At 45.6% G+C, this 11,943-nt stretch carries 12 protein-coding genes; 1 reads left to right on the plus strand and 11 read right to left on the minus strand.

Going from position 1 to position 11,943, the window contains the following annotated elements:
- Window positions 1-43 precede the first annotated feature (43 nt).
- The 10 genes from ACG3M1_RS14450 to ACG3M1_RS14495 all read right to left on the minus strand — a co-directional run bounded on the left by ACG3M1_RS14450 (window position 44) and on the right by ACG3M1_RS14495 (window position 10,050).
- A complete protein-coding gene (locus ACG3M1_RS14450; RefSeq protein ID WP_395814276.1) occupies window positions 44-640 on the minus strand; it encodes a tetratricopeptide repeat protein in 597 nt (198 codons plus the stop codon).
- Complete coding sequence (locus tag ACG3M1_RS14455; RefSeq protein ID WP_008817562.1) at window positions 633-1,469, minus strand: DUF5685 family protein; 837 nt, start codon at window positions 1,467-1,469, stop codon at window positions 633-635. The genes ACG3M1_RS14450 and ACG3M1_RS14455 overlap by 8 nt, the downstream gene beginning before the upstream one ends.
- Window positions 1,470-1,912: 443 nt before the next feature.
- Window positions 1,913-2,176 carry a TIGR04076 family protein gene (locus ACG3M1_RS14460; protein WP_008817563.1) on the minus strand — a complete coding sequence of 88 codons (264 nt, stop codon included), beginning with the start codon at window positions 2,174-2,176 and terminating at the stop codon, window positions 1,913-1,915.
- Window positions 2,177-2,273: 97 nt separating this feature from the next.
- Window positions 2,274-3,023: a copper homeostasis protein CutC gene (locus tag ACG3M1_RS14465; RefSeq protein WP_008817564.1), complete on the minus strand. Its 750-nt coding sequence runs from the start codon at window positions 3,021-3,023 to the stop codon at window positions 2,274-2,276.
- 101 nt (window positions 3,024-3,124) lie between these two features.
- Complete coding sequence (gene yaaA / locus ACG3M1_RS14470; RefSeq protein ID WP_009271006.1) at window positions 3,125-3,901, minus strand: peroxide stress protein YaaA; 777 nt, start codon at window positions 3,899-3,901, stop codon at window positions 3,125-3,127.
- A 196-nt stretch (window positions 3,902-4,097) separates the two neighbouring features.
- A complete protein-coding gene (locus tag ACG3M1_RS14475) occupies window positions 4,098-4,427 on the minus strand; it encodes a mannitol dehydrogenase (RefSeq protein ID WP_008817566.1) in 330 nt (109 codons plus the stop codon).
- A 196-nt stretch (window positions 4,428-4,623) separates the two neighbouring features.
- Window positions 4,624-5,598, minus strand: a complete 975-nt coding sequence (locus ACG3M1_RS14480; RefSeq protein WP_009271007.1) for a PD-(D/E)XK nuclease family transposase — start codon at window positions 5,596-5,598, stop codon at window positions 4,624-4,626.
- 206 nt (window positions 5,599-5,804) lie between these two features.
- Window positions 5,805-8,363 carry an ATP-dependent Clp protease ATP-binding subunit gene (locus ACG3M1_RS14485; protein ID WP_022300323.1) on the minus strand — a complete coding sequence of 853 codons (2,559 nt, stop codon included), beginning with the start codon at window positions 8,361-8,363 and terminating at the stop codon, window positions 5,805-5,807.
- Between the two features lie 483 nt (window positions 8,364-8,846).
- A complete protein-coding gene (locus tag ACG3M1_RS14490) occupies window positions 8,847-9,488 on the minus strand; it encodes an HAD family hydrolase (RefSeq protein WP_008817569.1) in 642 nt (213 codons plus the stop codon).
- Window positions 9,466-10,050 carry a tRNA (mnm(5)s(2)U34)-methyltransferase gene (locus tag ACG3M1_RS14495; protein WP_002610432.1) on the minus strand — a complete coding sequence of 195 codons (585 nt, stop codon included), beginning with the start codon at window positions 10,048-10,050 and terminating at the stop codon, window positions 9,466-9,468. The genes ACG3M1_RS14490 and ACG3M1_RS14495 overlap by 23 nt, the downstream gene beginning before the upstream one ends.
- A 56-nt stretch (window positions 10,051-10,106) precedes the next feature.
- Between ACG3M1_RS14495 and ACG3M1_RS14500 the strand changes: the two genes are divergently transcribed.
- Window positions 10,107-11,471, plus strand: a complete 1,365-nt coding sequence (locus ACG3M1_RS14500) for a CCA tRNA nucleotidyltransferase (protein WP_022300322.1) — start codon at window positions 10,107-10,109, stop codon at window positions 11,469-11,471.
- A 140-nt stretch (window positions 11,472-11,611) separates the two neighbouring features.
- Here ACG3M1_RS14500 and ACG3M1_RS14505 read toward each other — a convergent pair whose 3' ends face one another.
- Complete coding sequence (locus ACG3M1_RS14505) at window positions 11,612-11,920, minus strand: hypothetical protein (RefSeq protein WP_009271008.1); 309 nt, start codon at window positions 11,918-11,920, stop codon at window positions 11,612-11,614.
- Between the last annotated feature and the right edge of the window lie 23 nt (window positions 11,921-11,943).

The raw sequence follows: 11,943 nt of genomic DNA on the forward strand, positions 1-11,943 counted from the left end.
TACCTTTCTGCGTACATAGGCTAACGCCGCAAACCATGCGACTTTATCTGCACAGATAGATTCCCGGACAGCATCCCCCGCCAAGACACATATTGCATAAGATCAGCTGACAGCAGAAATTTGATCCTCCACCGCCAAAGGGACTCTGCATACTCTGATAGCGGGTTCTTCCGGACTGCATCTGTGCATATAGCTGACGGTATTGCTGATTGGACGGATCCATTTGACATGCTCGCTCTGCCGCCTCCATCGCCGCAATCTGGTTCCCGATACTGTAATTGCTGATGGCATACAGATAATACCAGGATGCATCCCGATTCTGAATGCTGTTCAGCACCTGAATCGCCTCCTGAAAACGCCCCATGTTTATATAGCTGACAGCTGCCTGGTAATCATTGGAAAATGACTGCTGATAGGTATTCTGCTGGTAGCCGTTGAAATTCTGTCCGAATGCTCCCCCGTTCTTTTTATAATCCAGTGCCTGCTGATAAGCATTCTGTATCTGCTTGAATTTCTCTTCAGCGTAGGGTTCCTTGTTTACATCGGGATGATATTTCTTCGCAAGCTGGCGATAAGCACGCTTGATTTCATCCTCACTGTCATCCCTTGACACCCCTAATATCTTAAACGGATCATCCATCTTTTTCACCTGTTCTTTTCTTTCTTACCATTTCATATTTCGTCCAGACTCCCGCATACAGGATATTACGCAGTATATCCGCATGCCGCAGAATCGGCAGTGCTTCAAATGCATCGGCGCTGTTGGAAATCATCAGCTCCAGAATGACCTTGACACGTTCATCAAAATCCGTTTGCCCGCTTTTTTCAAGAAACGGATTGAACTGTCCCTTCCTTCGATCGTCTTCCACATCATCATAGGCATCCATGATGTAGATGAACCTTCCCAGATAATCTCCCAGACGATATAGTGTATCATACCATTCATCATGCCGGTAGGTAACGATTTCCGCCATCATCACACCGCTCAAGGAGGAAAGCCTGTCCAGATCACGGCTTTGCGCCTTCTCCAGCTCCGCTGTCTTTTGCAAAGCCTCACGGATTGCCTGTATCTTATGGGGATAGGCTTCTTCCATACGCTTCATCGGACGCTTTAAAAGCGATAGCATGCTTCTGGCCTGCAGCCGATGCTCATCCTTCCAGTCATCCTCACACTTCAGATAGGTCAGAATAATCGTCATATCCGCAGCATAGCGAAGATAAGCATTCTCCCGCTTTACATGCCGGTGCATCGGATGAACAACGCATCGCTCCCTGACGAGCTGATCCTCCGGCTCATACAATGCCGTAAGCAGAATCGCCAGAAAGGTGAGATCAAAATTTAAGGTCAGCTGACCTCTGCGACCGAAATCCTCATGGAGTGCTTTGCACAGGCCGCAGTAAAAGGATTGATAGGTATCGAAATCCTTTATTTTAAGCTCCGGTTTATTGACAATTACATATCCAAACATGTTACTTTCCCTGCCTTGACAAAAAACTTCATGTGATAAGTTTACCCTTATTATAGGGAAATTTCAAGAGTCGCAGACAAGATAACATAAAAACACACATTGCAAGCCGCTTTTCAGCCTGTTGTGCAGACAATGCATCATGCATATACCGGTTTAAAAAAGCTGCATTATTTCCAAACGCTTACTCAAAAAGAAGATGCATATACATAAAATGATGATGCATTCAAAGGATATTCTAAAAAGGGGAATACTCAGTCTGGTGAAAAAGGATCCTGTGTATTGGAAGAAAGCCTTTTAATAGCAGGAAAAATCTTAACATACCTAAATGACTGCTCTGTATATAAAAAAGCCAGGTGTGCAAACGCAAATCCAACACCTGCCTTTTCATCCATCTAGTTCATGTTTCATTTTACTGTTATCCCTAAGCAGGCAGAAACTCATTTCTATTCTGTCCGATTTTCTTCCATGAGCTCTCCATGGATACATACTCTGCCGCCATCCGGGCATTTTGCATCAAACTGCGTTGCCCGCTGTTCTCCATAATCCAGCAATGCACCATTCAATAATGCATAAACACTTGGATATATTGAATTCCAGAATTCATGACATAGAGGCGGACATAAGTCCTTCACAACAAAGCTATCTCCCTGTTTACAATACCCGCTGCGGCATGCACTCTTCGTTACGGTCAACCTGACTGTTCTCATAGCTGATTCTCCCTCCATCCTTCAACATAGTAGGATATGCAATTCGACACTCCCCCTACGGTCATCGTTTTCCTTTCATAAAGCTTATCACTTATGATTACACGCTCTTTACTGCCGCAAGAAATGCACGAACCCTTTGCGCACTTACGATTTCATAGTCGGATGCATGCGGCTGTGGTGCATAGGAGAAGCTTACCGATTTACGGATCGTAGTCACATCCTTTTTCCAGTCCTTGCAGGAGGAATGCACCTGACAAATTCCGCTTTCCACCAGAAACTGCTGTACGTTATCAGCATGCAGCCCACTTCCTGCCAGCAGCTCAATGCGGGAACCGTACATGTTTTGCAGCTTCCTCAACAGTGTTAGCGCCTGCATGGCTTTGGGCTGCTGTCCACTTGTCAGGATGCGGTCTACGCCAAGTGCGATCAGCGTTTCTATCGCAGCGAACGGATCCGGTGTACAGTCAAAGGCCCGATGGAATACCGCTGTTTTCCCTGCTGCATGAGCCATTGCAACCAGCTGGGCACTCTGCTGCTCGTCTATAGTTCCATCCGCATGCAGACAGCCGAATACAATACCATCCGCTCCATTTTCCAGCATTTCTTTAGCTTCGTCCAACAGCTGTGCAAAGTCTGCAGTCTCATAACAGAAGCCTCCTCCACGAGGGCGAACCATTGCCATGACGCTTAGCTGCGTATGCTGCTTAACCAGCTTTAAAGAGCTGACACTCGGTGTCAGTCCTCCCATGTGTAAGGCACTGTTTAATTCAATACGGAGAGCACCACCCTGCTCTGCCTGCAGTGCATCATTATAGCTGCCACAGCATATTTCTGTTTGTATTTTCATTGTAATCTCCTTTTCTGAAAGCTGATTCCAAGCAAACCGGTGTCAGGGCCTTGCGTAATGTTTCAATTTCTGTTCAACTCCCGTTTAAAACACCGTCATTCTTAAACAGCTTTGTATTTGCTTCGTTTCCAGTCCGCTTTGCGCACAAAGTGATACTGCTTATCATCCGAGACCGCAGTATCAAGGCGATAGCCCAGTCTGCAGAAGCGCTTTACATCCTCAAACTGCTGAATATTCTGTTCAGCCAGCCAGCGCACCATTTCACCTCTTGCCATTTTCACATAAACACCCTTTTCCCTGCGCCTGCCCTCTTCTTCTTCCAGAAAGTAGACACTGACTAAGTGTACATCCGGATCCAAGTGCCTTTTTATGAGCCTGCCGTACTGCTTGCTGGATAAATCCAGAATCTGCTTATCCTCTTCAATCAGCCGTTGATAGGGCTTGCTTCCCCAGAAATCATATAGGCTTGTGCAAAAGGGTGTATGAAAGGGACTGTCCAGTTCAAGACGATAGGGTACGACGCCGTCAAAGGGCTCCAGAATACCATATAAGCCGGATAAAATGCGAAGATGCCGTTCTGCATAAACGAAGTATTCCTCCGATAAAAGATCCGGTGCCATATAGCTGTATTGTATACCGTCAAAGCTGAGCAGTGCCGGCACACAGGAGACATTCACATCCATGTGCTGATAGCTGTTGTATGTCCATTCGGCAATGGCATCGCTGCAGTTCAGCATGGCTTTTAATTCCTCCTGCTTTTTTGTTTTCAGATATGTAACAAGCCGTTCACTTTCCGGCAGGAAGCAGGGCATGCGTTTGTGATCCATAAAATCAATTGTTGGACGCATACGTTTTGCCGGAGCAATTAGTATCATCATGAGGTATCACCATGAACAAGATACCATACTTCAAAGGAAAAAACAACTTCTGAGTAGGCTTGCAGCAGCTAACATGCATAGGTTTAATTATAAGCTGCAGAAAGTGCTCTTCTGATTCAGTTCTGATAGCCAGGGAATATGCTATACATTAAGAAATGCTTCCAGCACTTTGATAAAGATGACTGCATCTTCCTCTTTAATATTTTGTTTGGAAGATGCAAAACGATAGTGCTATTTTAGGCAGATTGTTTGGCCAGACAGAGGTGGTGATTAAATCACAATGCGCAAGCTCCCACAGCAGCTTCTCTTTATCTCCCAGCGTTGATAGCGCACGGACATGATCAATATACAGCGACTGCAGATCATGATTGATCAGCTGCAGTTCATATCCCTGCTCCTCATTGATCATGTTAATCAGATCTTCATTCACATCTGCGAAGACTACCTCATATCCGGATGCATGCAGGCGTTCTCCAATAAACCCTCGTCCGATACTGCCTGCTCCGAAATGTACAGCTCTTCTCATAGTTCTCCTCCTTTCATTTTTCTACGGTTCACCCTATTTGTTAGCAACCAGCGTGCCACAGCATATGAAATTGTCCTATTTTTTTTGATTTTCATTATTTTCTCCAATATTTCTATATAGATAATGTAGTGTAGAGCTTCATCATAAAAAAAGAATGCAGAATTTTAATCCAATGAAATTCTGCATTCTTCTATTTCTATTCTGATTTATTCTTTTCCATTTTCTCTTTTAAGGCATCATATGTAGCACAATCCAGAATTTGAACAACAACATCATCCAGCTGCTGTTCGCTCAAGGTATCCACCCAATCATCATCAATACCGTACTTATGGATAAGCAGTGCTTTTAACATTGTTCTTTTTCCTTTTACGAGACCTTTTTCAAGCCCTTTTTCAAGCCCTTTTTTAAGACCTTTTTCAAGCCCCAGCTTTTCAGCTTCTGCAGTTCGCTCCTCCAAATTGGCCTGTACTGCCTGCTCCGCAAACTCCACCGATTCCGCCCAGCTGAACAATGATCCGTCCTCACGCATTTCATTATATTTTTCCATAACCACGTTCACCATCCTTCTCTTCATGTTTAGTATAGCATCATCCGGATTATATGCAAGCACATAGCAGAAAGTTTCAAATTCTGTCAGATTTTCCACGCCTCCAACCTCCTTTACACGCTGTTTGATCATCGGTAGAAACACGATGGCTCGATTCAATGTACCGTTGGGTTCCTCCTGATTATCCTCATCCTTTACCTTGTAGTGGCGTATCATGCGTCCGCCATCCCTGGGCTTATCATTCATAAAGATAATCTGATAAAACGGCTTCAGCTCTGTATATTCGTCTCCCTGCTTCAGCTGTCTTCCGACCAGGCGGTAGCCATACTGCTGAAAACGCAGCTGTTCCTTCTGCGTATAGCCGGATACCTGCATTTCCAGATCGTAAAAATGGCCGGCTTCATCCTCCAGCACGACATCCAAAACCGCACGTTTGCCAAAAAAAGCTTCCGGCAGCAGCTCCGGGTTTAGCACCTTCGTTTCATGGACCTTCAGTCCGTAAATTTCTTCGATGATTCTGCTTCTCAGCAATGCAGAGCCTGCATCGTCCCCAATCAGCATGTATTTGAAGAAAACATCATTGTGAAAGGGGATCGGGTAATCCTTTGCATATTCTTTTTCCATAGGTAGTATCCTCCTTTTTTTCCTATATACTCTTATATACGTATGAAACATACAAAACTCCTAAAATTTTTTAAAAAATTTACAAAAATGCTTCGTATACCGGAAACGATGTTCTGACTACCCTGGAAATACAGGAATTCACCTGTGTCCAGTCACAAGCGCGCAAAAAAAACTGCGCAACCCTGTAACGGGTGTACGCAGCTTTATCAATTTTCAGAATGGGTTATCTCAACTGTATATTCCCCATCTCTGACATCCACACGGATGGTATCGTCCTTACCTGCATTTCCTTCAATCATCCTGCGGGCAATCAAAGTTTCAATATTTCTCTGGATATAACGCTTCATCGGTCGTGCACCATATAACGGATCTACACCCTGTGTGGCAATAGCTCTGTATACAGCATCACTAACCTGTAATGTGATATCCTTATGCGCAAGACGCTGTGTAAGCTCCCTCATGAATTTATGAGCAATCTTACCTAGCATATCCTCATTCAATGCATTGAAGACAACGATTTCATCAATACGGTTAATAAACTCCGGTTTAAAATATTTCTTCACTTCATTCATATAATTGGTATCACGATCAGCACCATCAAAGGCGAACTGACTTCCCAGATTGCTGGTCATGATCAGCAGGGTGTTCTTGAAATCCACAGTCACACCCTTGGAATCGGTAATGCGTCCATCATCCAGTATCTGCAGAAGAACATTAAATACATCCGGATGTGCCTTTTCAACCTCATCAAACAGAATAATGGAATACGGATTGCGACGCACAGCCTCGCTCAGCTGTCCGCCCTCATCGTAGCCGACATATCCCGGAGGCGCTCCTATCAAACGGGAAACGCTGTGCTTCTCCATATATTCACTCATATCAATACGGACGATATGGGATTCACTGTCAAACAGCTGCTCCGCAAGTGCCTTGGCAACCTCAGTTTTACCGACACCGGTTGGTCCCAGAAACAGAAAGCTTCCAATCGGGCGATGCTCATCCTGAATCTGAGCCTTACTTCGCAAAATGGCATCACTGACAAGCTCCAGTGCGTTATCCTGTCCTATGACACGTTTCTGTAAGGCTTCCTTCAGATGCAGGAGCTTCTGACGTTCACTTTCCACAAGACGGCTGACCTCCACACCGGTCCAGCGGGATACGATTTTCGCAATCAGCTCCTCGTTGACGGTTTCCTGAATAAGGGCATCCTCCTTCTGTTTGTCGGATTGTTCGCGAATCAGCTTCTCCAGATGCGGTATCGTCGCATACTGCAGCTTGGCGGCATCCTCATAACGTGCTTCATTCTGTGCCTGCTCCAGATCCAGCTTTGCCTTCTCCAGACGAACCTTGGCATCCTTGCTTTCCTCCAGCTCTGCCTTTTCATCCTCCCACTTTGTATACAGGGAGTCCTTTTCCGCCTGCAGCTGTGCAAGCTCTGTACGAATATCCTCCAGACGCTCCTTCGCCTTTTTATCTTCCTCTTTCTTTAATGCGGTTTCTTCAATCTGCAGCTGCATGATTTTTCTCTGCAGCTCATCAAGCTCCTGCGGCATAGACTCCATTTCCACCCGCAGTGTGGCACATGCCTCATCGATTAAATCAATTGCCTTATCCGGCAGAAACCGGTCGGTAATATAGCGGTTGGACATCGTTGCTGCGGCAAGAATCGCCTCATCCAGAATCTTCACACCGTGATATGATTCAAAGCGGTCCTTTAACCCACGCAGGATGGAGATGGTATCCTCCACGCTGGGCTCCTGCACCATAACTCGCTGGAACCGCCGCTCCAAAGCCGCATCCTTTTCAATATACTGTCGGTATTCATTGAAGGTGGTTGCCCCGATACAGCGCAGCTCACCTCGTGCCAGCATCGGCTTCAGCATATTTCCGGCATCCATGCTGCCCTCTGTTTTACCGGCACCGACAAGATTGTGAATTTCATCGATAAACAGAATGATATTTCCTTCTGCCTGCTTCACTTCCTCCAGAATGGATTTCAGACGCTCCTCAAATTCACCACGGTATTTCGCACCCGCAATCAGAGAACCCATATCCAGCTCAATCAGCTTCTTTTCCTTCAGAGACTGTGGAACATCGCCCTTCATAATACGCCATGCAATACCTTCCACAACCGCGGTTTTACCAACACCTGGTTCACCGATCAGCACCGGATTGTTTTTTGTCTTACGGGACAAGATCTGAATGACACGGCGGATTTCATCATCCCGTCCGATAATCGGATCGATTTTACCGTTTTTGACATCCTCCACCAGATTACGTCCGTATTTACTCAACGCCTCCAGATTGGCCTCCGCATTCGGTGAATCCATCTTCTTACCGCCTCTGCGCTTCAGCTCCTCATCCTTGCAGGTCTTTTCATTCAGATGGAATTCCTTAACAAGCTGCTTGGATATATAGGACTTATTAAACATCAACGCAATCCAAACACTGGCAACACTCAGATAGGTTTCCTGAATACCGGCACTCCACTGCTCCGCCCTGGAAAAGGACTGAGCAACCTCGTTTGACAGCTGTGGATTGACATTGCTGCTGGTTGCCACTCTGTTCATTTCCTGATCGATCAGCGTCAGGGCTCTTGTCTTATCTATATTCAGGCGCTTGAATAAGCCATCCAGCACATCATGTTCAAAGATGGCCTTCAGCATCTGGATGGTGTCAACGGTTGTATGCTGATACGATTTGCAGATTTCCACTGCCTGCATGATAATCTCCTGCAGCTTTTCACTCATTTTATCAAAGTTCATACGATCACGCTCCTTTTTTAGCACTCTCACTCTTTGATTGCTAATGCTATTATAGCACAGTTTTTAGCACTGTCAACACTTGAGTGCTAAAAAAGAGAAAGTATAGCAAAAAAGTAGGAATATCTGAGCTTTCGTATTCTTCCTTCTGCTATGTGTCTGCGGTAAACTGCAAATACAGTTAGCCTAAAATTGCAATCGAAAGAAAATGAAGGTCAGTGAATTCTGATCGCAGAAATCATAACAGTTCGTTTTGTATACTCCTTTAGTAGCTGCGATTCTTTCCAACAGATATTCTCTCATATATTATATATACGCTGACCCTGTGTTTTTAAGTCCCTTCTAAATATGCCAGTCGTTTGATATAAGATACAGGTATTGAAAAAAGCAGGAAATATACCTGCTTTCAACATCATCAAAAGATATATAGGATAGCGCTGCGCATTTTCTTTTAAAACAGGCTTATCAAACAAACCACCTGTTTTCTTAATCGTTAAGATACTTCTTGATTTCCTGCATGTGATGGATTCTGGCATAAGCCTTGCTCTGATCCACGCCATAACGATCATCTGCATAGGCAAGCACGCGCATACCGGCAGCATTACCTGCCGCTATCCCATAGCTGCTGTCCTCTACAGCAATGCATTCCTCCGGCTTCACCTTCAGCTTTTTTGCGGCTGTCAGATAAATTTCGGGATTAGGCTTACTTTCATGAAACATCTCACCACTCAGCAGCTCATCAAAGCAGCCAACCAGATCACAGACATTCTCCATCGTCTGAATCTGATGCATGGCCGAGCTGGATGCAACTGCCGTTTTATAGCCGTGCTCCCGCAGCCAGATCAGCGTTTCCTTTACTCCCGGATTCAATACCTCATCATACCCAAATGCATGAAGCTTACAGTAATCATCCAGCTTTTCCTTAAATTTTTCCATCGGCCAGTCCATATGCATGACCCGCATGCTTTCAGTATATGTATACGTATAGGAGCTGCCAACCAGAGAATGCATAAAAGCATCATCCACCTCTGTCCCATAGCTTTTATAAAATCCTCTCAGCTGCTCCAGGTTTTTTGGTTCACTATCCACCAGCACCCCATCCATATCAAATATTACGGCTTTGATCATAATCTACCTTCTCCTTTTCCTTGCTAATCACCAGTATATCGGGACAATTCTGCTTATTATGCATCGTAATTCTGCACACGCTGAAGCAGCGGCTTTGCAACGCAGCACTCCATGCCAGCAGTGCTTCACTTTCTTCTCTGTTGCAGGCCTGTCCCCAATACAATACCAGAATCAGAATACCATGCTTTTTCAACAGATGCAATGCTTTTGTGGCCGCGCAAAGAGACGTTTTTCGCCTGGTCATGATTTCAGGATCCCCATGCGGCAGATATCCGAAATTAAAAATGCCGAGATCCAGCGGCTCCCGGATATAGATATCACAGCATTCATGTGAATCCAGAATCAGAGTGGCCTTCCCTTCCAGCTGTGCACTCTCCAGCTTTTCTCTGGTCTGCACATACGCCTGCGGCTGAATATCGAATGCATAAATATGAGAACAGTTTTTCTGCTGGGCTAGAAACAGCGTATCGTACCCCTGCCCCATGGTAAAATCCGCACAGATGCTGTTTTCTGTTAATTGGCTCTTCATGATATCATGAACGATTTCAACAACTTTTTTCATGTAATCTCCTTTTTTCATCACTGCATTCATTATATAATAGCAGTAAGGAGAATGCTATGAAAACAATAAACGATTCCCAAATACAATCTGTATTACAGCTCTTTTCGGCCATTCATAAGGAAGCATGGCTGGTGGGAGGCTGTGTGCGTGATATGCTGATGGGGCGGGAGCTGCATGATTATGATATCACAACGGATGCCACGCCGTATGAGGTGATGGCGCTGTTTCAAGAAAAGGGCTACCGCGTCATACCAACCGGACTGAAGCATGGTACTGTAACCGTCCTTGTACAGGATGAGCCCATCGAAATCACAACCTATCGTACAGAAAGTGCCTATACCAATCACCGCAGTCCAGAAGCAGTTCACTTCACCCCGGATATCGATGAGGATTTAAAGCGGCGGGATTTTACAATGAATGCCATCGCATGGCATCCGAAGCGGGGCTTTCATGACCCTTACCATGGACAGGCAGACATCGCCAAAAAAACAATACGCTGTGTCGGAAAGGCTTCCGAAAGAATGCAGGAGGATGCTCTGCGTATTCTTCGTGCCCTGCGCTTTCACTGTACACTGCACTTCACCATTGAGGAAGAAACGGTGCAGGCCATACGCACCCATGCCCATCTGCTGTCCTATATCTCCAGAGAACGCATTCGGGAAGAATTCAACCGTATCCTGCTGCAGGATTATCCGGATACGCTGCAGCTGTTAAAGGAAATGCGGGTGCTGGATACGATTGCGGCAGGCTATACGAAGCTGATGAATAAAGAACAGAACAATCCCTGGCATATATATGATGTATTCACGCATACCGATGTGGCACTGAACCATACGAAAGGGATGGCGTTGGAAGGCAAGCTGGCCATCATTTTCCATGACACGGGAAAGCCGGCCTGTGAAACTCTGGATGCAGACGGCATCTCCCATTATTACGGACATGCGCAGAAATCTGTTGAGCTTGCCCGCTGCTGGCTGAAAAAGCTTCACTATGACAATCGGACCATACAACGCGTTTTACGCTGCATTGCATATCACGATTACAATCTCACACCGAAAAAAAGCACTTTGCGCAGATATCTTTCAAAATTTGATAATCAGCTGGAGGATGCCTTACTGGCCCTGGATGTACAGCTCGCAGACCAGCTCGCAAAAAACCCGGAGCCGGCCGCAAACGGTGTCCGGATCATCCGGCAATGCAAAGAGCTGCTGCTGCACATGCACGCGGAAGAAGAGCCTCTCAGCTTACAGACACTCGCGGTAAACGGCAGAGACATGATGGATTTCGGTCTATGCGGCAAACAGATCGGTATCGCACTGCATATGCTTCTGGACTACGCGATGCAGGATCCTTCTCGTAACACAAAAAAGCAGCTGATTGAGGAATTAAACAGGAAATGCCAAAATCTGCACAATGCATAAACCATATGGAAGCACGGTTTTACTCTCTGCTTATGCGCATATTTCAGTATGCAGAGCTTATCTGCATTCCCATCCAAAAAGGAGGCATCCCCATCGGAAAGCCTCCTTTTTCAAGCCTGACAGGTATTCACTACCTGTGCTCATTCACTTAAACGCTTCAGATCATCCACCAGCTTTTCACAAATCTCCTCATCCAGCTGTGACAGGATATACCCCTGATACGTACAGTATTTGGTTTTGATATCCTGAATGGTCTTCAGCTCGGTCTCATTGCGCACCTTATCCTGTAATTCACTGAGGATTTCCGCAGTAAGGCGAATCGGCTGATCGTATACCATCGTGATATCAGCCAGAGAACTGTTCCTCTGCCCCCGTACCTTGTTCACTGCCTGATTGAGATAGTATTCTATCATGACGGCCTGCTTGTGAATCTGTAATCCGCAACTCATATAGCATCATCCTTTCTGACAAT

Source organism: Clostridium sp. 10cd* (assembly GCF_044336395.1).
GTDB classification, from domain to species: Bacteria; Bacillota_I; Bacilli_A; order Erysipelotrichales; family Erysipelotrichaceae; genus Clostridium_AQ; species Clostridium_AQ innocuum.